The organism is Halomonas halophila, from assembly GCF_030406665.1.
GTDB lineage: Bacteria > Pseudomonadota > Gammaproteobacteria > Pseudomonadales > Halomonadaceae > Halomonas > Halomonas halophila.
Window position 1 is genome coordinate 2292548 of record NZ_CP129121.1, and the last position, 23599, is coordinate 2316146.

22 protein-coding genes are annotated in these 23599 nt (G+C 69.4%); 3 read left to right on the forward strand and 19 right to left on the reverse strand.

Features of this window, described 5'->3' with window-relative positions; all coding sequences use genetic code 11:
• Nucleotides 1–319: 319 nt before the first annotated feature.
• The gene (locus QWG60_RS10635) at nt 320–1996 is read left to right on the forward strand and encodes an electron transfer flavoprotein-ubiquinone oxidoreductase (protein ID WP_146908006.1); all 1677 of its coding nucleotides are present in this window, start codon (nt 320–322) and stop codon (nt 1994–1996) included.
• Between the two features lie 124 nt (nt 1997–2120).
• On the opposite strand, the gene QWG60_RS10640 is transcribed toward QWG60_RS10635, so the two are convergent.
• The 16 genes from QWG60_RS10640 to QWG60_RS10715 all read right to left on the reverse strand — a co-directional run bounded on the left by QWG60_RS10640 (nt 2121) and on the right by QWG60_RS10715 (nt 15900).
• On the reverse strand, nt 2121–2951 hold the full coding sequence (locus QWG60_RS10640; RefSeq protein WP_046079718.1) for a sulfurtransferase: 831 nt from the start codon (nt 2949–2951) through the stop codon (nt 2121–2123).
• Nucleotides 2948–5149, reverse strand: a complete 2202-nt coding sequence (locus QWG60_RS10645) for an ATP-dependent helicase (protein WP_146908004.1) — start codon at nt 5147–5149, stop codon at nt 2948–2950. The genes QWG60_RS10640 and QWG60_RS10645 overlap by 4 nt, the downstream gene beginning before the upstream one ends.
• The gene (locus QWG60_RS10650) at nt 5146–5685 is read right to left on the reverse strand and encodes a DUF1285 domain-containing protein (RefSeq protein ID WP_107182383.1); all 540 of its coding nucleotides are present in this window, start codon (nt 5683–5685) and stop codon (nt 5146–5148) included. Before QWG60_RS10650 ends, QWG60_RS10645 begins: the two co-directional genes overlap by 4 nt.
• 22 nt (nt 5686–5707) lie before the next feature.
• A complete protein-coding gene (locus tag QWG60_RS10655; RefSeq protein ID WP_035599039.1) occupies nt 5708–6538 on the reverse strand; it encodes a TatD family hydrolase in 831 nt (276 codons plus the stop codon).
• A gap of 47 nt (nt 6539–6585) precedes the next feature.
• Nucleotides 6586–6921, reverse strand: coding sequence for a PilZ domain-containing protein (locus QWG60_RS10660; protein ID WP_046079721.1), 336 nt, complete (start codon nt 6919–6921; stop codon nt 6586–6588).
• A gap of 25 nt (nt 6922–6946) precedes the next feature.
• The gene (locus tag QWG60_RS10665; RefSeq protein ID WP_046079722.1) at nt 6947–7936 is read right to left on the reverse strand and encodes a DNA polymerase III subunit delta'; all 990 of its coding nucleotides are present in this window, start codon (nt 7934–7936) and stop codon (nt 6947–6949) included.
• A complete protein-coding gene (tmk, locus tag QWG60_RS10670; RefSeq protein ID WP_146908002.1) occupies nt 7933–8583 on the reverse strand; it encodes a dTMP kinase in 651 nt (216 codons plus the stop codon). Before tmk ends, QWG60_RS10665 begins: the two co-directional genes overlap by 4 nt.
• A gap of 14 nt (nt 8584–8597) precedes the next feature.
• Nucleotides 8598–9602, reverse strand: a complete 1005-nt coding sequence (gene mltG, locus QWG60_RS10675) for an endolytic transglycosylase MltG (RefSeq protein ID WP_146908000.1) — start codon at nt 9600–9602, stop codon at nt 8598–8600.
• Nucleotides 9603–9615: 13 nt separating this feature from the next.
• The gene (pabC, locus tag QWG60_RS10680) at nt 9616–10452 is read right to left on the reverse strand and encodes an aminodeoxychorismate lyase (protein ID WP_246124637.1); all 837 of its coding nucleotides are present in this window, start codon (nt 10450–10452) and stop codon (nt 9616–9618) included.
• Nucleotides 10449–11687, reverse strand: coding sequence for a beta-ketoacyl-ACP synthase II (gene fabF / locus QWG60_RS10685; protein WP_035599054.1), 1239 nt, complete (start codon nt 11685–11687; stop codon nt 10449–10451). Before fabF ends, pabC begins: the two co-directional genes overlap by 4 nt.
• 194 nt (nt 11688–11881) lie before the next feature.
• A complete protein-coding gene (gene acpP / locus QWG60_RS10690) occupies nt 11882–12115 on the reverse strand; it encodes an acyl carrier protein (protein WP_016854353.1) in 234 nt (77 codons plus the stop codon).
• Between the two features lie 125 nt (nt 12116–12240).
• On the reverse strand, nt 12241–12984 hold the full coding sequence (gene fabG / locus QWG60_RS10695; RefSeq protein ID WP_046079726.1) for a 3-oxoacyl-ACP reductase FabG: 744 nt from the start codon (nt 12982–12984) through the stop codon (nt 12241–12243).
• A gap of 31 nt (nt 12985–13015) precedes the next feature.
• Nucleotides 13016–13987, reverse strand: a complete 972-nt coding sequence (gene fabD / locus QWG60_RS10700) for an ACP S-malonyltransferase (protein WP_146907997.1) — start codon at nt 13985–13987, stop codon at nt 13016–13018.
• A 5-nt stretch (nt 13988–13992) separates the two neighbouring features.
• Nucleotides 13993–15117, reverse strand: a complete 1125-nt coding sequence (gene plsX, locus QWG60_RS10705) for a phosphate acyltransferase PlsX (protein WP_107182387.1) — start codon at nt 15115–15117, stop codon at nt 13993–13995.
• A gap of 45 nt (nt 15118–15162) precedes the next feature.
• Nucleotides 15163–15336: a 50S ribosomal protein L32 gene (gene rpmF / locus QWG60_RS10710; RefSeq protein ID WP_035599067.1), complete on the reverse strand. Its 174-nt coding sequence runs from the start codon at nt 15334–15336 to the stop codon at nt 15163–15165.
• 33 nt (nt 15337–15369) lie between these two features.
• Nucleotides 15370–15900: a YceD family protein gene (locus QWG60_RS10715; RefSeq protein ID WP_035599068.1), complete on the reverse strand. Its 531-nt coding sequence runs from the start codon at nt 15898–15900 to the stop codon at nt 15370–15372.
• 115 nt (nt 15901–16015) lie between these two features.
• Between QWG60_RS10715 and QWG60_RS10720 the strand changes: the two genes are divergently transcribed.
• Nucleotides 16016–16603, forward strand: a complete 588-nt coding sequence (locus QWG60_RS10720) for a Maf family protein (protein ID WP_146907995.1) — start codon at nt 16016–16018, stop codon at nt 16601–16603.
• An 88-nt stretch (nt 16604–16691) separates the two neighbouring features.
• Here the strand turns inward: QWG60_RS10720 and sppA are convergent, their stop codons facing one another.
• Genes sppA through QWG60_RS10735 form a run of 3 tightly spaced genes read right to left on the reverse strand, consistent with a single transcriptional unit; the run spans nt 16692 to nt 19431 of the window.
• Nucleotides 16692–17783, reverse strand: a complete 1092-nt coding sequence (gene sppA, locus QWG60_RS10725; RefSeq protein WP_107182388.1) for a signal peptide peptidase SppA — start codon at nt 17781–17783, stop codon at nt 16692–16694.
• A 37-nt stretch (nt 17784–17820) separates the two neighbouring features.
• Entirely contained in the window at nt 17821–18471 is a 651-nt protein-coding gene (locus QWG60_RS10730) for an HAD family hydrolase (RefSeq protein ID WP_146907993.1), read from the reverse strand.
• 12 nt (nt 18472–18483) lie between these two features.
• Nucleotides 18484–19431 (reverse strand): RluA family pseudouridine synthase, encoded by a 948-nt coding sequence (locus tag QWG60_RS10735; RefSeq protein WP_107182390.1) that lies wholly within the window; start codon nt 19429–19431, stop codon nt 18484–18486.
• A 567-nt stretch (nt 19432–19998) separates the two neighbouring features.
• Between QWG60_RS10735 and rne the strand changes: the two genes are divergently transcribed.
• Nucleotides 19999–23538 carry a ribonuclease E gene (rne, locus tag QWG60_RS10740; protein ID WP_290130901.1) on the forward strand — a complete coding sequence of 1180 codons (3540 nt, stop codon included), beginning with the start codon at nt 19999–20001 and terminating at the stop codon, nt 23536–23538.
• Nucleotides 23539–23599: the final 61 nt, after the last annotated feature.

The following is a 23599-nucleotide window of genomic DNA, read 5'->3' on the forward strand; positions in this document are numbered from 1 at the left end:
AAACGGAGCTCGGCGACTCGCTGAGGGAACGCGACACCGGCCCATAGAACTGGCCGATATGCTTTTATGCGTTTCAGACGAGCGTTTGATAGGCGCCTTGCCGAAAAACCCCCTAAATGTGCCACAGCCCGGTCCACTCCAACAATCCCCGGCATGCCGGGAATGGGGCTTTCCGGGGTTTGGCCATCGTAAGGGGGGGCCAATCCGGCTATCATGCGGACCATGGGACACCCCCGAAAGCAAACGACCGTTTTAACACCCTGACGATGCCGAGACCGCCTCGGCCAGGACGTCGTCGGGATGGGAGGAGAAGGATCCAATGACAGAACAGATCGAGCGCGACGCCATGGAGTTCGACGTGGTCATCGTCGGCGCCGGCCCCTCCGGCCTGGCCGCGGCCTGCCGCCTGATGCAGCAGGCCAACGAGGCCGAGCAGGAACTGTCGGTGTGCCTGGTCGAGAAAGGGTCCGAGGTCGGCGCTCACATCCTCTCCGGCGCCGTCTTCGAACCCCGCGCCCTGCAGGAACTGTTCCCCGACTGGCAGGAGCGCGGCGCGCCGCTGACCACGCCGGCGATTCGCGACGAGCTCTATCTGCTCAAGGACGCCGAGAAGGCCCAGAAGCTGCCCAATGCCCTGGTGCCGAAGACCATGCATAACACCGGCGGCGACCTCACCCGTTATGTGATCAGCGCCGGCAACCTGTGCCGCTGGCTGGCCGAACAGGCCGAGGAGCTCGGCGTCGAGGTGTTCCCGGGCTTCGCCGCCCAGGAGACCATCGTCGAGGACGGCGTGGTCAAGGGCATCCTGGTCGGCGACATGGGCGTGGACGCCGACGGCCAGCCCAAGGACGGCCACATGCCGGGCATGGAGCTGCGCGCCAAGTACACGCTGTTCGCCGAGGGCGCCCGCGGCCACCTGGGCAAGGGGCTGATCGAGCGCTTCGAGCTCGATGCCGGCAAGGATCCGCAGCACTACGGCATCGGCCTCAAGGAGCTGTGGGACGTGCCCGCCGACAGGCACGAACCGGGCCTGGTGCTGCACGGCTCCGGCTGGCCGCTGGACAAGTCGACCCACGGCGGCTGGTTCCTCTATCACGCCGAGAACCAGCAGGTGGTGGTCGGCCTGATCCTCGACCTGTCCTACCAGAATCCGTATCTGTCGCCCTTCGACGAGTTCCAGCGCATGAAGCACCACCCGGTGCTGAAGCAATACCTGGAGGGCGGCTCGCGGGTGGCCTACGGCGCCCGGGCCATCGCCAAGGGCGGTCTCAACTGCCTGCCGAAGATGACCTTCCCCGGCGGGCTCTTGATCGGCTGCGACGCCGGCACCCTGAACTTCGCCAAGATCAAGGGCCTGCACACCGCCATGAAGTCCGGCATGGTCGCCGCCGAGAGCGTCTTCGAGGCCATCGCGGCCGGTGGAGAGAGCGACGAGGGCGGCGCCGATCTCACCGCCTTCGAGGCCAAGTGGCAGGCCAGCTGGGCCTACCAGGAGCTCGACGAGAGCCGCAGCTTCGGCCCGGCGATCCACAAGTACGGCACCGTGGGCGGCGGCGCCTACAACTTCCTCGACCAGCTGCTGGGCGGCAAGCTGCCGACGGTCCACGACACCACCCCGGACCACGCCACCCTCAAGCCGGCGGCCGAGTGCGAGAAGATCGACTATCCCAAGCCGGACGGCGTGATCTCGTTCGACAAGTCCTCCTCGGTGTTCCTCTCGAACACCAACCACGAGGAAGACCAGCCCTGCCACCTGCGCCTCAAGGACCCGGAACTGCCGATCCGCGACAACCTGCCGACCTACGCCGAGCCCGCGCAGCGCTACTGCCCGGCCGGGGTCTACGAGGTGGTCGAGGACGACGACGGCAAGCCCGCGTTCCAGATCAACTTCCAGAACTGCGTGCACTGCAAGACCTGTGACATCAAGGACCCGGCCCAGAACATCACCTGGGTCGCGCCGGAAGGGGGAGGCGGGCCGAACTACCCCAACATGTAAGGGAGGCCTGAGTCAAAAAGGCAAAAAACGCCCCGCAGGCACACAGCCTGCGGGGCGTTTGTCTTCAGGCTTCCAGGCGCGAAGCGCCGCTCTTCCCTCTTACCTCTCCGGGCGCTGCCCAGGCTCAGTCGCCGGTGGCGATGGGCCGGTCGGCGTCGGTGATCCAGTCGCTCCAGGAGCCGACGTAGAGCCGCGGCAGCGGGCGGCCGGCGATCGCGTAGGCGAGGATGTCGTGGCAGGCGGTGACGCCGGAGCCGCAGTAGGCGATCACCGGGTCCGCGTCCGGCAGCTCGGCGTCGAGCGTCTCGGGGGACTTGAAGCGACCGTGCGCATCGAGGTTCTCGGCGCTCGGCCGCGAGCGTGCGCCGGGGATGTGCCCGGCCATGGCATCGACGGACTCGGCCTCGCCGCGGAAGCGCTCGGCGGGGCGCGCATCGAGCTTCAGCGCCCGGCCGGAGAACACCTCGTCGGCCTGTACCAGCACATCGTCGCGGTAGTCGGGCACCCAGTCGCTCGGCGCGGGCGCCGGCTCGCGCCCCAGCGGCAGCTCGCCGCCGGCGGCCTGCCAGGCGCCGAGTCCACCGTTCAGCAGCCGCACGTCGGGATGCCCGGCCCAGCGGGCGATCATCCACCAGGCCCGGGCCGCGGCCAGCTGACCGCCCACGTCGTCGTAGACCACCACCGGCCGCCCGGGGGTGACGCCGAGGCGGCGCAGCGTCGCCGTGAAGGCCTCGCGGCTCGGCAGCGGATGGCGGCCGCCCGCGCCGTTCTCACGGGCCGGGGCGGCCAGGTCGCGATCCATGTCCAGGTGCTGGCTGCCCGGCACATGGCCTTCGCGCCACAGCCGCTCGCCGGCCTCGGGATCGCCGAGCCGCGCCCGGCAGTCCAGCACCAGCGGCGGCATATCGCCCGCGAGCGCCTCGGCCAGCGCGGTGGCTTCGATCAACACGTTCATGCGCCTTCTCCTTCCAGCCATTCGATGGGGGCCCGCCGGGCAATCAGTCGCCTGCGGCCGGCCTGACGGAATCGCACCTCGATCACCGGATTCGCCGGATCGCCTTCCACCACGCTGATCTCGCCCTCGCCGAAGACGGCATGGTTGAGGCGCTGGCCGACCCGGTAGTCGGCCGCGCTATCGGCGACCTGCCCCGTCTGCGCCGCGGCGGCCTCGACGGGCAGCGGCCGGCCCAGGCGCTCGAGATAGCGCTGCACCAGCGCCGGTCGGGAGACCCGCAGCGGCGCCGGCGGTTCATCGATGCCCTCGGCGACCAGCCGCTCGGCCACCCGCTGGCCGTCCTGCCAGGCGGTCTCGCCGAGGAAGCGGCTGGGCCGGTGATCGCCGCCGTCGTGCAGCATCACCAACCGCTCGCAGGCGCGGGTGATCGCCACGTAGAACAGCCGCCGCTCCTCCTCGAGACGCGGCGGACTCAGCGGGTTGTCACGGGTGTAGTGCGGGAAGTCTTCCTCGTTGACGCCGCCGAGCATCACCAGCGGCCACTCCAGCCCCTTGGCACCGTGCACGGTGGTGATCAGCACGCCGTCATCGCGGTTCTCCACCGGGCGGCGCAGCAGCTCGATGAAGGCCGCGAGATCGGAGGCCTCCTTGGCCTGCTCCACCAGCACGTCGAGCAGGCGCACGTCCTCCTCGCCCTTGTCGCGGCGTGCCGCGGCGCGCTTGAGCACCTTCTCGGCCTCGACCTCCTCGACCACGTGCTCGAGCAGCTTGGCCGGCGACCAGCCGCCGCGTTTCGGCAGTTCGCAGAGCAGCGCCCAGCGACGCTTGAGGGTCCGCCGCTGGTGCGGCCTGAGCGAGGCCAGCAGCGGGTCCTGGCGCTCCGGCCAGCGCTGGGTCTCGGCCAGCCGGGCGGCCAGCGCCGAGAGGCGTTCGCGGGGCACGAAGGGCGTCGGCTGGGACAGCAGCAGCAGCAGGTGGCCGGGGTCGCGCAGCAGCTGGCCGTCGAGCGCCAGCGCCAGATAGCCGGCCAGCGCCTCGACCAGCGGCAGGCGGAACACGAAGCGGTCCTCCCGGGACAGACGGAAGGGCACGCCCTCGCGCAGCAGCGCCAGCTGCAGCGGCACCGACAGCGCCCAGCTGCGCACCAGCAGGCAGGCCTCGTCGAGACGGCGGCCGTCGCGCTGCCAGCCGGCCAGCTCGTCGAGCAACGCCTGGCTGCCCTGCCCCACCGCCAGCCGGGTGTCGGGATTGTCCGGCGCGGCCAGGCACAGCTGGTCCGGACGGCGCCGGTTGGCCTCGATGGCGTGGTTGGCGGCCAGCGCCAGGGCGTGGCCGTGGCGGAAGGTGGTGGAGAGCGGGTAGTCGCGGGCCTCGCCGAAGATGGCGGCGAAGTCCTCGAGCATGGTGTCGGGGTGGGCGCCACGCCATTCGTAGATGCACTGGTTGGCGTCACCCACCGCCATCACCGCCGCCTGGCGCCCGGCCAGCACCGCCAGCAGGCGCTGCTGGGTAGGATTGATGTCCTGGTACTCGTCGATGATCACCTGGTCGAGGAAGCCCTGGACCCGGGCGCGCAGCGCGGGATCGGCCTCCAGCGCCCGGACCGGCCGGTACAGCAGGTCGGCATAGGTCATCAGGCCCTGATCGGCGAGCAGTGTCTCGGCGTGTTCGAAAGCGGCGACGAAGTGATCGGTGTCCTCGCCGAAGTCGAGCCGGGCGTAGAGCTCGGCGGGCTCGGCCATCTCGGCCTTCACCAGGCCGCTGAAGTGGGCCAGAGCCTCGAGCTTCTCGGCTTCCAGGGCGCGCTCGCCGGCCTCGGGGAAGGCCTCCAGCGCCTGCTGGGTGGCCTGGCGCAGCAGCCGCTCGAGCTGCCAGTCGGCGGTCAGCAGCCGACGGTTCTCCAGCACGCCCCAGCGGGTCAGGCTCTGGGTCAGGCGATGACCCAGCGAGTGAAAGGTGCGCACGTCGGGCAGCGCCTGGCCGGCGGGTGCCGCCGCGGCCAGCCGGGCCTGGAAGTCCTCCCGGGCCGAGCGGTTGAACATCAGCACCAGGATGCGCCCGGGCGCCATGCCGCGCTCGAGCAGGTGCAGCACCCGCGCCACCAGGGTGGTGGTCTTGCCCGCCCCGGCCACGGCGGCGACCCGGGCATGGCCCTCGGGGTGGCCGACCACGGCGTGCTGTTCCGACGTCAGCCTCATGATGCCTCGTCGTCCCAGCGGCCCAGCGAGTGCCAGGCCCCGCCGCTCTCGAGCCCCAGCTCGTCGTCGCGGCACTCGGCGGCGTCGGCGAGGCGATAGAAGACGTTGCGCCCGAGGCGCGCGGCCAGCCCGAAGCGCACCGGCACCTCCGGCACGGCCTCGCCGCGGGGCGTATCGCTGACCGTCAGCCGGTGCGCGTCGTCGAGCCTCACGCGATCGCCGGCATTGGTGACGAGTTGCCAGTCGCCGGCGGCATCGCGTTCGGCATCGACGATCAGCAGCGGGCGATCCTCGACGCGGATACGCCATTTCTCGGCCGGCGCTACCAGGTAATACTCGCCGTCGTCCTCGCGGCGCAGCACGCTCGCCAGCAGCCGCACCAGCGCAGGACGCGCGATGACGCCCCCCTCGTGGAGCCAGCGACCGTCGGCGGCGATGGTCAGATCCATGTCGCCCCGGCACTCGGGATGCCAGCGCTCCAGCGGCGGGATCTCGCCCTCGGGCGGTATGCCGGCCAACCAGGTGTCCAGGTTCATGACGCCTCCTTTGCGCGCCGGATCAGACCACCAGGCCGGCGCTCGACAGCGCCTCGCGGACTTCCGCCGACGCCTCGGGCACGGCCGCCTTGAACAGCCGATAGAAGTTGGCAGTGGTCTGCATGGCCACCTCCTCGACGCTGATGCCGCGCTCCTCGGCGATGCACTCGGCGACCTCGACCACCCAAGCCGGCTCGTTGGGCTTGCCGCGATGCGGCACCGGCGCCAGGTAGGGGCTGTCGGTCTCGATCAGCAGGCGGTCCAGCGGCACCTTGCGGGCCAGCTCGCGCACCGATTCGGCGTTGCGGAAGGTGACGATACCCGACAGCGAGACCATGAACCCGTGGGCCACCGCCTCGCGGGCCATGTCCAGGTCCTCGGTGAAGCAGTGCAGCACGCCACCGACCCGCGGATCGACGTGCTCGCGGATCAGCGCCAGGGTGTCCTCGCGCGCGGCACGGGTGTGGATGATCACCGGCAGCTCGAGTTCGGTGGCGGCGATCAGGTGGCGGCGGAAGCGCTCGTGCTGCACCTCGCGGGAGACACCGTCGTAGTGATAGTCGAGGCCGGTCTCGCCGATCGCCACCGCCTCATGGCGCTCCGCGCATTCCTTGATGGCCTCGACGCTCGGCTCTTCCGGCACCTCATGCAGCGGATGCACGCCGGCGGAGATCACCACGTCGTCATGCTCGCGGGCGATGGCGGCGATACCGGGCACTTCTTCCAGGGTGACCGCGATGGCCAGGAACTGGCGCACGTCGCGGGCGCGGGCGGCGTCCAGGGCGGCGGCGACGTCGCCGTCGTGGGTACGGGGATCGAGGCGATCGAGATGGCAGTGGGAATCGACAAACATCGGCAGGTTCACACGAAAAAGGGATACGTTCGGAAGCTCGACGCGGGTCAGAGCGTGTAGGTCGGCGCGGCCTTGTCCAGCTGGCCCGCCAGCAGGGTCTCGATATGGTCGCGCACGGCCTGGTCCTCGAGGCCGAAGTGCACGCCGATGCCCGGCACGCGTCGCCCGGAGACGCCTTCGGGCGAGACCCAGACCACTCGGCCGGTGATCGGCAGGCGCTCGCTCTGCTCGGGCAGGGTCAGCAGCACGAAGACCTCCTGGCCGAGCTCGTAGCGCTCCCGGGTCGGCACGAAGATGCCACCCCGCTCCAGCGACGGCATGTAGGCCATGAGCAGCGTGGGGATATCCCGGATGGTCAGGGAGAGGGCCTTCTGGGCGGACATCGGCGAGCCTCCTCGGGCAGTGTCTTCAGGAGCGCAGCAGCGCGGACCAGCGCACCAGCCAGGCCTCCAGCACCAGCTGCGGGTTGGGATTGCCCCCCGCGCCGAGCAGGCGGCGCTGTTCGCGAGCATAGTCCAGCAGGCGGAACCAATCGCGCACCCGGCCGTTCTTCACCGCCTGGCGATAGAGCGGCAGCAGGTCGGGATTGCGCAGCGTCGCGCTCTCGCCGGACAGCCCCAGCCGGATCAGATCCTCGAGCCAGGCGATACCGTACCACAGGATGGCGTCGAGGGACTGGCGGTCCAGCCGCGCGGCCTCGGCCACCGGCTCGGCACCGCGCACCAGGGCGTCGAAGGTCTCGTGGAGCTGCTGACGCAGCGCCCGGGCGTCGGGCTCGGCGAGCTCGAGGGCCCGCAGCGGCAGTCCGCCGGCGGCCTGATACCAGAAGCGGGCATCCTCGCGGCCGCCGAGCCGTTCGGCCAGCCAGTCGAGGCAGTCGGCCTCGTCCGGCGCGGTCAGGCTCCAGTGCTGGCAGCGCGAGCGGATGGTCGGCAGCAGGTGAGAAGGGATGTCCGAGAGCAGCAGAAACAGGGTCCGGCCGCCGGGCTCCTCCAGGCTCTTGAGCAGGGCGTTGGAGGCGGCCACGTTCATCGCCTCGGCCGGGGAGATGACGATCACCCGGTAGCCGCCCTGCTGGGCGGTCTGGGAGACGAAGCCGTTGATCTCGCGGATGGCATCGATGCGAATCTGGCGCTTGCCCTCGTCCGGCGACACCCGCATCAGGTCCGGGTGATAGCCCGACGCCAGCATCTGGCAGGCGTGGCAGCGGCCACAGGCGACCTCCCCCGGCGCCTGGCACAGGGTGCGGGCGATCAGCGCCTCGGCCAGCGATGGCTTGCCGACACCGTGGGGACCGGAGAACAGCAGCGCATGGGGCAGACGGCCGGCCTCGGCCAGCGCGATCAGCTCCCGCCAGCGTGGCTCGAGCCAGGGCAGCGGCCGGACGGGCTCGCTCATGACGCCTCCAGGTGCGCGTCCAGCCGGCGGCCGAGCTCGGCCTGCACGTCCGCGAGGGCGCGGTCGGCGTCGACCACGGCGATGCGCTCGGGCGCCGCGGCGGCGCGGGCCAGATAGGCCTGACGCACGGCCTCGAAGAACTCGCCGCGCTCGCGCTCGAAACGGTCGCGCTGGCCACCGCTGTGCTCCAGACGCCCCTCGAGCCGGCGCTGGGCCGCGGCCATCGGCATGTCGAGCAGCAGCGTCAGGTCCGGCTGCAACCCCTGCTGGACGAAGGCCTCCAGCTCGGCGATGCGCTCGGCCGGAATCCCGCGCCCGCCGCCCTGGTAGGCGAAAGTGGCATCGGTGAAGCGGTCGCAGACCACCCAGGCGCCCCGTTCGAGGGCCGGCCGCACCACCCGTGCCAGGTGCTGTGCGCGAGCGGCGAACACCAGCAGCAGCTCGGCGTCGGCGTCCAGCGGCTCGTCGGACGCGGGGTCGAGCAGCAGGCCGCGGATCGCCTCGGCGCGCGGCGTGCCGCCCGGCTCGCGGGTGCGCACCACCTCGAGGCCGCGGGCCTCCAGATGCGCGGCGACCCAGGCCAGATTGGTGGACTTGCCCACCCCTTCGCCACCTTCCAGGGTGATGAAGCGTCCTCGGCGTTGCATGGCCCCTCCGATGCTCAGCGGTTGCGGATGTAGCGATTGACGGCGTTGTTGTGCTCGCGCAGCGAGCGCGAGAAGTGGTGGGTGCCGTCGCCCCGGGCCACGAAATAGAGCGCCTCGCCCTCGGCGGGCTGCACCGCCGCCTGCAGCGCCGCCCGTCCCGGCAGGGCGATGGGCGTCGGCGGCAGGCCGTCGATCACGTAGGTGTTGTAAGGCGTGGGCTCACGCAGGTCGGCGCGGGTGATGTTGCCGTCGTAGTCGTCGCCCATGCCGTAGATCACGGTGGGGTCGGTCTGCAGGCGCATGCCCCGCTCCAGGCGACGCACGAAGACGCCGGCGATGCGCTCACGCTCCTCGGGGGCACCGGTCTCGCGCTCGATCAACGAGGCCAGTATCAGCGCCTGATAGGGCGTATCGATGGGCAGATCGTCGTCGCGTGATGCCCAGGCCTCGGACAGCAGCTCGTCCATGCGTACCATCGACTGGCGCAGGATCTCCAGATCGCTGATGCCCTTGCGATAGCGGTAGGTGTCGGGGAAGAAGCGCCCCTCCGGCAGCTCGTCCTCGCGACCCAGCTCGGCCATGATCTCGGCGTCGGACCACTCGGCGGTGCGATGCTCGAGCTTGGGCGCGGCGTCCAGCGCGGCGCGCATCTGAGCGAAGGTCCAGCCCTCGGGGATCGTCAGCGGGTAGGTGACCACCTCGTGACGATCCAGCAGCCCGAGCAGCTCACGGCCGCTCATGCCGGGCGTCAGGCGATACTCGCCGGGGCGCAGGTCGGGCAGCGCCTCGGGCTCGAGACGGCTCAGCAGACGATAGGCCCAGCCGTCGGACAGGATGCCGCGCGCGTCGAGCTCACGGATCACCCGATGGAAGCCGGCGCCGGCCGGCACCTCGTAGAGCGTCGGCGTCTCGAGGGCCAGCGGGGCCTCGAGACGGCTCTGCCAGTAGCGATACCCCGCACCCAGCACCAGTGCCGCCAGGATCAGCAGCAGCGGCAACAGCTTGGCCACTCGCCTCATGGGAAGTCCTCGTTCAGTCGTGGGGATAGCCGAGCCGCGCATGGGCCTCGGCCTGCAGGGCGCGATGGTGATCGCCGATGTCCCAGCGCGCCTGACGGCGGCCGTCGGCGTCATCGAGCCGGGTCACCGGCCACAGGCCCTGCACGGAGTTGGCCAGGCATACCGCCTCGGCCGTCGCCAGCGCTTCGGGGGAGGTGTCGCCCTCATGGATCACGCCGTCGGCGAGCAGCGCCTGGCGCAGGGTGCCGGCCACGCCACAGCGGTCGAGCCGCGGCGTGTACCAGGCATCGTCCTGCCACCAGAAGAGATTCATGCAGGTGGCCTCGACCAGCCGCCCCTCGGCGTCGCCGAGCAGCCCCTCGGCGATCTCGGGATCGGACCATTCGGCCCGGGCCAGGACGTTCTCCAGGCGATTGAGGTGCTTGAGGCCGGCCAGCGCCGGCTGGATGCCCAGCCGCAGCCGGCAGTGGCGAACCCGCACGCCGTCGCGCCAGCGCGCCCGGGCCGGGGCGAAGGGCACGGCCTGCCAGCGCAGCCGCGGCTCGGGCTCGGCGGGCGCGAGGTAACCGCGCCCGCCGGAGCCGCGGGTCAGCATCAGCTTGAGCACCGCGAGCCCCTCGCCGGCCCGTGCCGGCAAGGCGTCGAGCGTGTCCCGACCCGGCAGCGGAATGCCGAGGGTCTCGGCACCACGGGCCAGCCGGCCCAGATGCTCGGCCCACAGCAGCGGCTCGCCGTCGCGCACCAGCACGGTCTCGAACAGGCCGTCGCCGTAGGCTAGGCCGCGGTCGTCGAAGGGCACGCCCTCCGGCGTCAGCCGGTCGGCGTCGCCCTCGCCTGCCGTGCCGCTCACACCTTGGAGAAGACCAGCGTGCCGTTGGTGCCGCCGAAGCCGAAGGAGTTCGACAGGCTGACGTCGATCTTCATCTCACGGGCGGTATGCGGCACGTAGTCCAGCTCGCAGCCTTCCTGGGGATTGTCGAGGTTGATGGTGGGCGGCGCGACCTGATCTCGGATCGCCAGCACCGAGAACACCGCCTCGACGGCGCCGGCGGCGCCCAGCAGGTGGCCGATCATCGACTTGGTGGAGCTGACCGCCACGTCCTTCGACGCCTCGCCGAGCACACGCTGCACGGCGCGGCTCTCGGCCAGGTCGCCAGCCGCGGTGGAGGTACCGTGGGCGTTGATGTAGTCCACCTCGGCCGGATCGATCTTGGCGTCGCGAATGGCGTTCGCCATCGACAGGGCCGCCCCGCTGCCGTCTTCGGGCGGCGCGGTCATGTGGTGGGCGTCGTCGCTCATGCCGAAGCCGGTCAGCTCGGCGTAGATGGTCGCGCCACGGGCCTTGGCGTGCTCGTATTCCTCGAGCACCATCACGCCGGCGCCATCGGACAGCACGAAGCCGTCGCGATCGCGATCCCAGGGGCGGCTGGCCGCGGCCGGGTCGTCGTTGCGGGTCGACAGCGCCCGGGCGGCGGAGAAGCCGCCCAGGCCCAGCGGCGTGGTGGCCATCTCGGCGCCGCCGCAGACCATCACGTCGGCGTCGCCGTAGGCGATGGTGCGGGCGCTGTAGCCGATGTTGTGGGTGCCGGTGGTGCAGGCGGTGGTGATGGCGATGTTGGGGCCGCGGAAACCGTGCTGGATCGCCAGGTTGCCGGAGATCATGTTGATGATCGAGCCCGGCACGAAGAACGGCGAGATGCGGCGAGCGCCGCCCTTCTGGAGGGCGTTGTGGTTATGCTCGATCATCGGCAGACCGCCGATGCCGGAACCGATCGCCACGCCGATGCGGTGGGCGTTTTCCTCGGTGCACTCGATGCCGGCGTCGCTGATCGCCTGCCCACCCGCGGCCACGCCATACTGGATGAACAGGTCCATCTTGCGGGCGTCCTTGGGGTTCAGGTACGGGCTGATGTCGAAGTCCTTGACCGACCCGCCGAACCGCGTGTTGAAGCCGCTGGCATCGAAGTGCTCGATGGGGGCGATACCGCTCTTGCCGGCCAGGATGTTGCCCCAGCTCTCGTCCACGGTATTGCCGACTGGCGTGACCAGGCCGAGCCCCGTCACCACAACCCTTCTACGAGCCATCCGCTCTCCTCCAGATCCAGATAGTGTCACGGCCCCGCAGGGCCGTCTTGGCGCGCATTATACCCGACTCCGCGTCCGCTGTGGTCGCGCACCGCCCCCAGACAGCACGAGAGCCGTCCTGCATGGCAGGACGGCTCTCTCACCAGGACGCGTTGTCCCGGGCACACCTCAGCAAGCGGTGTCCGACAACACCCTTACTGGTGGGCGTTGACGTAGTCGACGGCTTCCTGAACGGTGGTGATCTTCTCGGCTTCCTCGTCGGGAATCTCGGTGTCGAATTCCTCTTCGAGCGCCATCACCAGCTCGACGGTATCCAGGGAATCCGCGCCGAGGTCCTCGGTGAAAGAAGAAGAGTTCTGGATGTCCTCTTCCTTGACGTTCAGGCGCTCGGCCACAACCTTCTTCACGCGCTCTTCGATGGTGCTCATTATGAAGTACTCCAGTCGTTCACGTTAAGCGACTGCTAACCAGCCGTTTCAGATCCGCAAGCCAATAAGCTGCGGGGTAGTTTATAGACCGCTCAAGGACAACGCAACCGCCGCATGGCGCGGCTTCAGCGCATGTTCATGCCGCCGTTGACGTGCAGCGTCTCGCCGGTGATGTAGCCGGCCGGCTCGCTGGTCAGGAAACCCACCGCTGCCGCGATTTCCTCGGGCTGGCCGAGACGCGTCAGCGGAATCTGGCCCAGCAGCGCGTCCTTCTGCGCCTCGGGCAGGGCCTCGGTCATGTCGGTGGCGATGAAGCCAGGCGCCACGGCGTTGACGGTGATGGCGCGGGAGGCCACCTCACGGGCCAGCGCCCGGGTGAAACCTTCCATGCCGGCCTTGGCGGCAGCGTAGTTGGTCTGGCCGAGGTTGCCCATGGTGGCGACCACGGAGCTGACCGAGACGATGCGACCAAAACGCGCCTTGGTCATGCCGCGCAGACAGGCCTTGCTGACGCGATACACGGACTTGAGGTTGGCGTCGATCACCGCATCCCACTCATCTTCCTTCATCCGCATCAGCAGGTTGTCGCGGGTGATGCCGGCGTTGTTGACCAGGATGGTCGGCGCGCCGAACTCCTCGTTGATGGCCTGGATCAGGCCGTCGACGCTGGCCTGGTCGGTGACGTCGAGGCGGCGACCCGCACCCTCGAACCCGTGGGCCTTGAGGTCGGCATCGATGCGCTCGGCGCCGGCATCGCTGGTGGCGGTACCGATCACGATGCGGCCTTGGCGGCCGAGCTCGTGGGCGATGGCGCGGCCGATGCCGCGACTGGCCCCGGTGATCAGGGCAACTCTAGACTCGCTTGACATGGTCTCTTCCGTTCTCGTCCAGGAGAGGGGGTCAGCCGTTGGCCGACGGCGACTGGCTGGCCGCCTCGCGGGCCAGCTCGAGGGCCGCCGAAAGGCTGTCGGGATCGTTGACCGCCAGCCCGCGGCTGCCCCGTGCGATTCGCTTGTTCAGGCCGGTGAGCACCTTGCCCGGCCCGCATTCGATGAACACCTCAGCGCCCTGGCCGACCATGTTCTCGACACAGGAGGTCCAGCACACCGGCTGATAGAGCTGCTCGATCAGGCGCGTGCGCAGGGTCTCGACATCGGCATGCGCCTGGGCGTCGACGTTCTGCACCACGGTGTAACGCGGCGCGCGCAGCGAGATGTCATCCATCGCCGCGGCCAGGCGCTCGGCGGCCGGGCGCATCAGGTCGCAGTGCGACGGCACCGACACCGGCAGCGGCATGGCCCGCTTGGCACCGGCCTCCTGACAGGCGGCGATGGCACGTTCGACGGCACCCTTGGCGCCGGCGATGACCACCTGACCGGGTGCATTGTAGTTCACCGCGGACACCACTTCGCCCTCGGCGGCCTGGGCACAGGCCTGCTCGACGGCGGCGTCGTCCAGGCCGAGGATCGCGGCCATGGCGCCCTGCCCCATGGGCACGGCGTCCTGCATGGCCTCGCCGCGCAGCTTGACCAGCCGCACGCCATCGGCGAACGACAGCGCACCGGCACACACCATGGCGCTGTACTCGCCCAGGCTGTGGCCGGCCATGGCGCCCGGGCGCGGCCCTTCGAGCTCCTGCCAGACGCGCCAGATGGCGACGCTGGCGGTCAGCAGCGCCGGCTGCGTGCAGGCGGTGGCGTTGAGCGACTCGGCGGGCCCTTCCTGGACCACCTGCCAGAGATCATAGCCCAGCGCATCGGCGGCCTCCTCGAAGGTCGTGCGCACCACGCTGTAGCGCTCCGCCAGCTCGCGCAGCATGCCGATCTGCTGGGAGCCCTGCCCGGGAAAGATGAGGGCAAGGGGTTGTGTCATGTCGATCACCTTTGCACTTGTTGACGGATTCCGGCGCTGTCGCTATCCGTGGCGGCGACGCCGGAAGTCCTGGATCCGCTGTCGGTTCGGTCGCCGCCGGCGGCCGAATCGACGACAGACCGCCGAAGACCTAGTTCGTCGGCCAGCCGCTCGGGCAGGCCATGCTGCACTTCCTGCGCCGCACGGGCCACGGCGTAGTGGAAACCCGCGGCATCGGCACCGCCATGGCTCTTGATGACGATGCCGTTGAGGCCCAGCAGGCTGGCGCCATTGTAACGCACCGGATCCAGCTCACGGCGCAGGCGACCCAGCGCCGGTCGCGCCAGCACGCCTACCAGGCGGCTGGTCCAGTGCGCCTCGAAGGTCGCCTGGACCCGTCGCACCAGCATCTTGGCCAACCCCTCGCTGGCCTTGAGCACGGCGTTGCCGACGAAGCCATCACAGACCACCACGTCGGCCTCCCCGGCGAAGATGCCGTCACCCTCGACGAAGCCCACATAGTCGAGGTCGTCGCGCTCGCGCAGCAGCTCGTCGGCCCGCTGCACGCTCGCCGACCCCTTGGTGCCCTCGACGCCGACGTTGAGCAGCGCCACCCGCGGACGCGCAAGGCCATCCACATGGCGCGCCATGACGTCGCCCATCAGCGCGAAGTCGAGCAGTCGCTCGGCCTCGACGTCGACGTTGGCGCCGAGATCGAGCAGGTAGCAGCGCCCTTCCCGATCGATGGGAATCGCCGTGCTGATCGCCGGTCGCGCCACGCCGGCGACGGTACCGAGTGCGCGGCGCGACAGCGCCATCAGCGCCCCGGTGTTGCCGGCACTGACCCCGGCCTGCGCCTCGCCCCGAGCCAGACAGGCCAGCATGGCGGCCATGCTGGAACCCTGACCGCGGCGCAACGCCTCGGCGGGACGCTGATCCTGACGGATCTCCCCGGGGGCATTCTCGATCTCCAGATGCGACGACGCCGCGGCGAGAGGCCGCGGCAGCCGACGGAGCTCTTCCTCCAGCCGCGCGGCAGGGCCGAACAGCCGGATATCGAGCTCGGGATCGGCCATGACGGCGCTGGCGGCGCCTGCCACGGTAGCGCGGGGACCGAGATCCCCACCCATGGCATCGACGGCAATCCGCATGTCAGCGGGCGTCAGACGTCATGGCGATCGATAGGACGCGTCGCCTCAGGCGTCGACGACCTTGCGACCCTTGTAGAAGCCGTCCGGAGAGACGTGGTGACGCAGGTGCGTGGTACCGGTCTCCTTGTCCTGGGACAGGGCCTTGTTGTCAACCAGGGCGTCGTGGCTGCGACGCATGCCGCGCTTGGAACGGGTCTTGCGGTTCTGTTGAACTGCCATGAGATATCACTCCAGAGTGAATCGATGAGGTAATCAGGTTTTGCCTTTGAGCTGCTTGAGCACCTCAAAGGGATTCTCCGCGGGCGAGTCCGAGACCGACTCGGCGCTCTCCCCACTGCTCAGCTGGTCGCGCGAGACCGCGCAGTCGGCCTCGTCGTGGTAAACCACCTGGGGCAGACTGAGGATCAGCTCGTCCTCGATCATCGCCAGCAGGTTCAGCTGTTCGTCTTCCACCAGCACCGGCTCATGGGTGCTCGGCAGAGAGGCCGCCAGGGCGTCGCTGGAGACCATTCCCAGCAGGAACTCGCTCTCGACCGACTGCGGCATGGGCGAGAGGCAGCGCCGACACAGCAGCTGCAGCTCGGCCGTCAGACGACCGCGGATTTCTCGACGCCCCTGGGCGTCGATGGCGAAGTCCAGCCATACCTCGGCATCACCGTTTTGCACACCGGCTTCATCGGCGAGACGGGGCATATCGCCCAGCGCCACCAGGCCTTCGAGATGTTCGGCATGCGCGGCGAGCTTGTAAGGCTCGACCCTGCCAGGGAGTCTTGAGGTCAACATAGGCGCGCAATGATAGGCACTCCCCTCCCCCCTGTCAAAGCCCGCACGCTTCGGGGTTACAATGCCCGTCTGTTGCGGCAGAGACCGCCCCACCGTGTCACACGAGGACCCCACCATGCCACGTTTGGTACTCGCCTCGAGCTCTCGCTTTCGCCGCCAGCTGCTCGACCGCCTGGAACTTCCCTACGCCTGGGACAGCCCGGACATCGACGAGACACCCCGCCCCGGCGAATCGCCCCGCGCACTGGTGCATCGCCTGTCGCTGGCCAAGGCCGAGCGGCTGGCCGACGACTGGCCGGACCACCTGATCATCGGCTCCGATCAGATCGCGGTCTTCGAAGGCGAGGCACTGGGCAAGCCTGCCGACGAGGCCGCCGCACGCGCCCAGCTGGCCCGTTTCTCGGGCCATCGGGTGAGTTTCCTGACCGGACTGGCGCTGATCGACACCCGCCATGCCAGCCACCGGGTCTGCCACGAGCGCTACGACGTGGTGTTCCGCCAGCTCGGCGACACCGAGATCGCCCGCTACGTCGAGCGGGAGCGGCCACTGGACAGCGCCGGTAGCTTCCGCATGGAAGGCCTCGGCATCACCCTGTTCGAGCGCCTGGAGGGCGACGATCCCAACACCCTGATCGGGCTGCCGCTGATTCGCCTCTGCCAGCTGCTGCGCGAGGCAGGCATGGACCCACTGGGCAGCCCCTGAGCACCCTTCAACGCGAACCGCCCCGGCCGGGGCCACGGGGCGGCAGATGACGACGAATCGTCAGACGGGCAGGTGCCCGGGCACAGGACTAGGGCGCGAGCTGATAGCGTAGCGGCGAGGCCGCCTGGGGCACGCCCGCCCACTCGGCGGCGACCCGGCCGAAGCGCCGGGTCAGGCGCTCGAACGGATCCAGCGGCGGCGTGTAATCCCGGGTGCGCGGCGTCTCCAGCCGCTCCCGCGCGAGGGTGTCGATACTGCCCAGCTTATCCACCAGCCCCAGCTCCAGCGCCTGCTCGCCGGTCCAGATCAGGCCGCTGAACAGCCGCTCGTCGTCGGCCAGCCGATCACCACGCCCGGCCTTCACGTCGTCGATGAACTGGCGGTGAGTGGTGGAAAGCACCCGCTGCCAGAAGTCGCGCTGCTCCGGCGAGATATCCGAGAACGGATCGAGGAAGGCCTTGTTCTCACCGGCGGCGAACACCCGACGCTCGACGCCGAGACGCTCGATCGCCTCCTCGAAACCGAAGCCGGCGTTGATGACGCCGATCGAGCCCACCAGGCTGGCCGGCGCGGCCACGATCTCGCCGGCGCCCGAGGCGATATAGTAGGCGCCGCTGGCACCGATGTCCTCGACCACGGCGATGATCGGCTTGTCACCCTGCTCGCGCAGGCGCATCAGCTCGTCATGGATGCGCTGCGACTGCACCGGACTGCCACCGGGACTGTCGATATGCAGCACGACCGCCTCGGCGTCCGGCGCCTCCCAGGCCCGCTGCACGCCCTCGATGACACGCTCGGCGCTGGCCCGGGAGTCGCCATCGATCACGCCCTTCACCTCGACGACTCCCAGGTGCGGACCGGCCACATCGGTCGCTCCGGGCGCCACGAAGAGCCCATAGAGCGTGGTGGAAAGCGACGCCAGGATCAAAAAGGCGAACAGGAAGCGGAAGAACAGCTTCCAGCGCCGCGAGCGCCGCTGCTCGACCAGCACGCCATCGATCCAGCGATCGAGCATGTCCTGCTGGGCCAGGCGGCGACGCTCGCGAAGCGTCTCGGCATCCTCGCCATCCGCCACTGAAGACGCCTCGTCGGCGGCCTCGCGGCGCCGTTTCTCCTCGCGCGCCTGCTGGGCACTGAGCTCGGGACCCTGGGTCCAGTCGTCGCGTCGCTCGTCGTCCATAACGCCACCTCCTGTCTATCGAGGATAAAAGCCGTGATCAGGCGTGCAGCCAATCGATGAGTGCCGGGAAGACATCGGCGGTGTACACCGGACGACTGGCCGCCAGCCGTTCCGGCGCGTGCACGCCGTAGGTCACGGCGACACGATCCATACCCAGCGCCCGGGCCATCTCCAGGTCGTACTCGGTATCGCCGACCATCACCGCCTCCTCGACCGGCACCCCGAGCTCGTCGAGCAGCTCCTGCAGCATCCGCGGATGCGGCTTGGAAAGGGTCTCGTCGGCGGTGCGACTGGCATGAAACCAGTGGCCGCAATCGCTCTCGCGGAAGATGCGATCGAGCCCGCGGCGGCTCTTGCCGGTGGCCACCGCCAGCCGGCTGCCGTCGTCGGCACGCAGCCGCGCCAGTCCCTCGACCACGCCGGGATAGAAGGCCATCGGCGTGACGTCGCCTTCCACGAAATGGTAGGCATAGCGCTGGCGCAGGGCCTCGGCCTGTTCGGGACCGATCCCCGGGCACAGCTTGGCAATGGCCTCGGGCAACCCCAGGCCGATGATATCGCGAACCGCTTCCTCGGACAGCTCGCCCCAGCCGACGTCGCGCGAGGCCGCCTGCATGCAGGCCACGATGCGCGCCAGCGAGTCCATCAGGGTGCCGTCCCAGTCGAAGATCATCAGTCGGTAACGCATGCGGGCTCCGGATCAGCGGGCGTTGCGGGCGCTTTCCAGCACGCCGTCGAGGGTCTCGCCCAGCGGCGCGCGGATCTTCACCGGCTTGCCGCTGGTCGGTTCGGGGAAGGTCAGGGACGCCGCATGCAGAAACAGCCGCGACAGCCCCAGCCGGGCGGCGACGCGCCCCGCCTCGCGGGTGCCGTACTTGTCGTCGCCGAGCAGAGGATGGCCGGCATGGGCGGCGTGCACGCGAATCTGGTGGGTGCGCCCGGTGATCGGCTCGGCTTCGATCAGGGTGGCACGGGCGAAGGCCTCGCGCACCGCGAAGCGCGTACGCGCCACCTTGCCGCCGCTGTCCACGCGCACCCGGCGCTCGCCGTTGCCGGCGTCGAAGCGATCCAGGCGCGCGCTGACGAAGTCCCGGCGCGCCGGCCAGCGCCCGGCCACCAGCGCCAGATACTGCTTGTTCATCTCGTGCCGCTTGAGCGACTCGTTGAGGCTCAACAGCGCCGGGCGCGACTTGGCCAGCAGCAGGCATCCGGAGGTGTCACGGTCCAGGCGATGCACCAGTTCGAGGAAGTCGAGATCCTCTCGCACCTGGCGCAGGGCCTCGATCAGGCCGATCTTGACCCCGCTGCCGCCGTGCACGGCGAGCCCGGAGGGCTTGTTGAGCACCATCCAGTCCCGCCCTTCCAGCAGCACGCTGCCGGCCAGCAGGTTACGCAGGTTGTCGCTGACCTCGCGAACCGCCTCACGCGGCGCGAGCTTGAGCGGCGGAATGCGCACCACGTCGCCCAGCGCCAGGCGGGTATCGGCCTTGACGCGCTTCTTGTTCACCCGCACCTCGCCCTTGCGCACGATGCGATAGATGAGCGCCCGCGGCGCTCCCTTGATGCGCGTCATCAGGAAGTTGTCGACCCGCTGACCCACCTGGCCCTCGGTCACTTCCACCCACTGAACCTCGCGGCCGTCGGTCATCCCGCTCTCCACTTGCCACCGTCGTAAAGGCCGCATTCTACCGCACTGTGCGCCGTCCTGCCGCCAATTGCTGGGCACCCCCTTTACTGTTATATTGCCGAGGCGTTCCAATGGACAGAACCGTCCGCTTGGCGCCTGCACGACAGACACGCAGGCCGGAACGACGAAATCAGGCCGCGACGACGCTCCCCCATGAGGTCCCGCCGCCGACAGAAAGCGATATGACGCCACGCCCGCCCCGCCTCGCTCCCGACGAGCAAGCGGCGACCACGGGATACGTATAACACCGTGCCGGAGGCCGGCGTTGGCGAATCGATGAATGCCAGGTGTTGGCGGTGACCGCAGGACCGGATGGGCAATACGACGACCCGCCGAGAACATGTCCTGCCTCCGCCCCGTACTCAACATGATCCTGCCGTGCCGGCCCGCCACCGCTAACAGGCCCCGACACGGCCGGGCGCAGTTCCGCTTCCGCGACATGCGCTGAGCACAAGCACGCAGCACCCAGCGGTTCGCCTTCGTCGTTGCCCATGGGCGCCCACCGGCGCGTCCATTTTGCGAGACGACATGAAACGGATGCTCATCAACGCGACCCAGCCCGAAGAGCTGCGCGTCGCCCTGGTCGATGGACAACGCCTGTACGACCTGGACATCGAATCCGGTGCCCGGGAACAGAAGAAAGCCAACATCTACCGCGGCAAGATCACCCGCGTGGAACCCTCCCTCGAAGCCGCCTTCGTCGACTTCGGTGCCGAACGCCACGGCTTTTTGCCCCTCAAGGAAATCTCCCGCGAGTACTTCCTCAAGGAACCCTCGGGCCGCCCCAGCATCAAGGAAGTGCTCAAGGAAGGCCAGGAAGTCATCGTCCAGGTCGACAAGGAAGAGCGTGGCAACAAGGGCGCGGCCCTGACCACCTTCATCAGCCTGGCCGGCCGTTTCCTGGTACTGATGCCCAACAACCCCCGCGCCGGCGGCATCTCGCGGCGCATCGAGGGCGAGGAACGCGCACAGCTCAAGGAGGCCATGAGCCACCTGACCGTGCCCGACAAGATGGGCCTGATCGTGCGCACCGCCGGCATCGGCCGCAATCCCGAAGAGCTGCAGTGGGACCTCGACTACCTGACCCAGGTCTGGGAGTCGATCACCGAGGAAGCCGGCAAGCGCGCCGCGCCCTTCCTGATCTACCGCGAGTCCAACGTCATCATTCGCGCCATGCGCGACTACCTGCGCCAGGACATCGGCGAGGTGCTGATCGACAGCGAACAGGTCCACCAGGAGGCGCTGGGCTTCATCCGCCAGGTGATGCCTTCCTACCAGCAGAAGATCAAGCGCTACGCCGATGAAGTGCCGCTGTTCTCGCGCTTCCAGATCGAGTCCCAGATCGAGACCGCCTACGAGCGCGACGTGAAGCTGCCCTCAGGCGGCTCCATCGTGATCGACCACACCGAGGCGCTGGTCTCCATCGACATCAACTCGGCGCGCGCCACCCGCGGCAGCGACATCGAGGAAACGGCGCTGCAGACCAATCTCGAGGCCGCCGACGAGATCGCCCGCCAGCTGCGCCTGCGCGACATTGGCGGCCTGGTGGTCATCGACTTCATCGACATGTCGCCGGCGCGCAACCAGCGCGAGGTCGAGAACCGGGTCCGCGACGCCCTGAAGATCGACCGCGCCCGGGTACAGATCGGTCGCATCTCGCGCTTCGGCCTGATGGAAATGTCCCGCCAGCGCCTGCGCCCGTCCCTCGGCGAGACCAGCGGCGTGGTCTGCCCGCGCTGCGACGGCCAGGGCACCATCCGCGACGTGCGCTCCATCTCGCTGTCGATCATGCGCCTGATCGAGGAAGAGGCGATGAAGGAGCGCAGCGCCCAGATCCGCGCCATCCTGCCGGTCCCGGTCGCCACCTACCTGCTCAACGAGAAGCGGGCGATGCTGGCCGACATCGAGCGCCGCCAGGGCGTGCGCGTGGTGCTGCTGCCCAACCCCGAGATGGACACGCCCCACTACGACGTGCAGCGCCTGCGCGACGACCACGTCGACGAGGAAGGCACCTCTCACCTGCCCAGCCACGAGCTGCCCACCGAGACCGAGGTCGGCAAGGAGCCGGAGGCCGCCTTCGGCAAACCGGTCAAGCGCGACGAGGCCGCGGTCAAGACCGTAGTGCACCACGAGCCCGCCCCGGCCTCCCTGCAGGAAGAGCCCGCCGAACCGGCGAAGCCCAAGCCGAAGCCCGCCGAAAAGCCGACGCAGCAGCGGCCCGCCCAGAAGCCCGCCGCCAAACCGGCCCCGGCGGCAAAACCCGCTGCCGCTCCCGCCGCTCGCGATGGCGTGCTGAGCCGCCTGGTCAAGGGCTTCTCTCGCCTGCTGAGCGGTGAAGAGACCCCCCCGTCCAGCCAGCAGCGTCAGTCCGAGGGCAGTGGCCAGCGTCAGGCCGGCACCGCCCGCAACGACGAGCGCAGCCAGCAGCGTGGCGAAAGCGGCAAGAGCGGCGACAACCGCTCCGGTGGCGGTAACGGCCGCCAGCGCAACAATCGTCGCGGCGGCCAGCGCCAGGACCAGCGTCAGGAGCGCGGTGACAATCGCGACGAGACGCGCAGCGCCAAGCCGCAACGTCAGGGCGAGGACAAGGCCCGTAGCGACCGCTCCGAGAAAGGCGAGAAGGCCGACAAGAGCGGGAGCCAGAACCGCGGCGGTCGCGGTCGCAACCAGCGCCAGGACGACAACCGTCCACAGTCCGAGGGCCGCAAGTCTCAGGAAGGCAAGAGCCAGGACAACAAGGGACAGGAGCGCAAGGACAAGGACCAGGGCGGCCGCAAGCCCCAGGAACCCAAGTCCCAGGACGCCAAGTCTCAAGACACCAAGCGCCAGAGCGACAAGCCTCAGGACACCAAGCCCCAGAAGGCCAAGGGCGACGCCGAAGCGACGCCTGCCAAGGATGACGGCCAGGCCGAGGCGGACGGCAAGCCCAAGCGCACCCGCAACAACCCGCGCCAGCGTCGTCGCCAGCACGCCCTGAACCCGGAGTCCGTGGCCGAACAGCAGCGCCTGCAGGCCGAAGCCGCCAAGGCAGAAGCACAGCCGGAAGAGGCGAAGACCGAAGCCAAGGCCGAGCAGTCCAAGGCCGAAGAGCCGAAGGCCGACGCCAAGGCGGAACAGCCCAAGGCCGATGCCAAGGCGGAAGAGCCCAAGGCCGACGCCAAGGCGGAAGAGCCGAAGGCCGATGCCAAGGCGGAAGAGCCCAAGGCCGACGCCAAGGCGGAACAGCCCAAGGCCGAGACCAAGGCAGAACAGCCGAAGGCCGAGACCAAGCCCGAGCAGCCCAAGGCCGAGACCAAGGCTGAAGCGCCCAAGGCCGAGGCCAAGGCGGAAGAGCCGAAGGCCGAGACCAAGCCCGAGCAGCCCAAGGCCGAGACCAAGGCGGAACAGCCGAAGGCCGAAGCCAAGTCCGAAGAGCCGAAGGCCGGGACCAAGGCAGACGCCAAGGCCGAAACCAAGGCTGAAGCGCCCAAGGCCGACGCCAAGGCGGAAGAGCCGAAGGCCGAAACCAAGGCTGAAGCGCCCAAGGCCGACGCCAAGGCGGAAGAGCCGAAGGCCGACGCCAAGGCGGAAGAGCCGAAGGCCGACGCCAAGGCGGAAGAGCCGAAGGCCGAGACCAAGCCCGAGCAGCCCAAGGCCGAGACCAAGCCCGAGCAGCCCAAGGCCGAGACCAAGCCCGAGCAGCCCAAGGCCGAGACCAAGCCCGAGCAGCCCAAGGCCGAGACCAAGCCCGAGCAGCCCAAGGCCGACGCCAAGGCGGAACAGCCGAAGGCCGACGCCAAGGCGGAGCAGCCCAAGGCCGACGCCAAGGCGGAACAGCCCAAGGCCGAGATCAAGGCGGAAGCGCCGAAGGCCGAGATCAAGGCGGAAGAGCCCAAGGCAGACGCTAAAGCCGAAGCGCCCAAGGCCGACGCCAAGGCGGAAGAGCCCAAGGCAGACGCTAAAGCCGAAGCGCCCAAGGCGGACGCCAAGGCCGAGACGCCGCGTCGTCGCCGCCGCGCCCATAACGACCCGCGGGAAATCCGCCGTCGTGAACAGGAGGCCAAGCGCCAGGACAGCCAGCAAGGCTGATCCGACGCCCGCCCCTGAAAGACAACGCCCGTGGCCATTGGCCACGGGCGTTTTCGTTGGC

Bases quoted from the DNA above. Each gene is read 5' to 3' on its own strand.
- QWG60_RS10735 (WP_107182390.1), bottom strand. From the start codon at position 19,431: ATGACCGACGGCCGCGAGGTTCAGTGGGTGGAAGTGACCGAGGGCCAG.
- fabF (WP_035599054.1), bottom strand. From the start codon at position 11,687: ATGGCTCGTAGAAGGGTTGTGGTGACGGGGCTCGGCCTGGTCACGCCA.
- QWG60_RS10635 (WP_146908006.1), top strand. From the start codon at position 320: ATGACAGAACAGATCGAGCGCGACGCCATGGAGTTCGACGTGGTCATC.
- QWG60_RS10730 (WP_146907993.1), bottom strand. From the start codon at position 18,471: ATGCGTTACCGACTGATGATCTTCGACTGGGACGGCACCCTGATGGAC.
- QWG60_RS10720 (WP_146907995.1), top strand. From the start codon at position 16,016: ATGCCACGTTTGGTACTCGCCTCGAGCTCTCGCTTTCGCCGCCAGCTG.
- fabG (WP_046079726.1), bottom strand. From the start codon at position 12,984: ATGTCAAGCGAGTCTAGAGTTGCCCTGATCACCGGGGCCAGTCGCGGC.
- acpP (WP_016854353.1), bottom strand. From the start codon at position 12,115: ATGAGCACCATCGAAGAGCGCGTGAAGAAGGTTGTGGCCGAGCGCCTG.
- sppA (WP_107182388.1), bottom strand. From the start codon at position 17,783: ATGGACGACGAGCGACGCGACGACTGGACCCAGGGTCCCGAGCTCAGT.
- QWG60_RS10660 (WP_046079721.1), bottom strand. From the start codon at position 6,921: ATGTCCGCCCAGAAGGCCCTCTCCCTGACCATCCGGGATATCCCCACG.
- plsX (WP_107182387.1), bottom strand. From the start codon at position 15,117: ATGCGGATTGCCGTCGATGCCATGGGTGGGGATCTCGGTCCCCGCGCT.
- tmk (WP_146908002.1), bottom strand. From the start codon at position 8,583: ATGCAACGCCGAGGACGCTTCATCACCCTGGAAGGTGGCGAAGGGGTG.
- QWG60_RS10665 (WP_046079722.1), bottom strand. From the start codon at position 7,936: ATGAGCGAGCCCGTCCGGCCGCTGCCCTGGCTCGAGCCACGCTGGCGG.
- QWG60_RS10640 (WP_046079718.1), bottom strand. From the start codon at position 2,951: ATGAACGTGTTGATCGAAGCCACCGCGCTGGCCGAGGCGCTCGCGGGC.
- QWG60_RS10645 (WP_146908004.1), bottom strand. From the start codon at position 5,149: ATGAGGCTGACGTCGGAACAGCACGCCGTGGTCGGCCACCCCGAGGGC.
- rne (WP_290130901.1), top strand. From the start codon at position 19,999: ATGAAACGGATGCTCATCAACGCGACCCAGCCCGAAGAGCTGCGCGTC.
- QWG60_RS10655 (WP_035599039.1), bottom strand. From the start codon at position 6,538: ATGTTTGTCGATTCCCACTGCCATCTCGATCGCCTCGATCCCCGTACC.
- QWG60_RS10715 (WP_035599068.1), bottom strand. From the start codon at position 15,900: ATGTTGACCTCAAGACTCCCTGGCAGGGTCGAGCCTTACAAGCTCGCC.
- rpmF (WP_035599067.1), bottom strand. From the start codon at position 15,336: ATGGCAGTTCAACAGAACCGCAAGACCCGTTCCAAGCGCGGCATGCGT.
- mltG (WP_146908000.1), bottom strand. From the start codon at position 9,602: ATGAGGCGAGTGGCCAAGCTGTTGCCGCTGCTGCTGATCCTGGCGGCA.
- QWG60_RS10650 (WP_107182383.1), bottom strand. From the start codon at position 5,685: ATGAACCTGGACACCTGGTTGGCCGGCATACCGCCCGAGGGCGAGATC.
- fabD (WP_146907997.1), bottom strand. From the start codon at position 13,987: ATGACACAACCCCTTGCCCTCATCTTTCCCGGGCAGGGCTCCCAGCAG.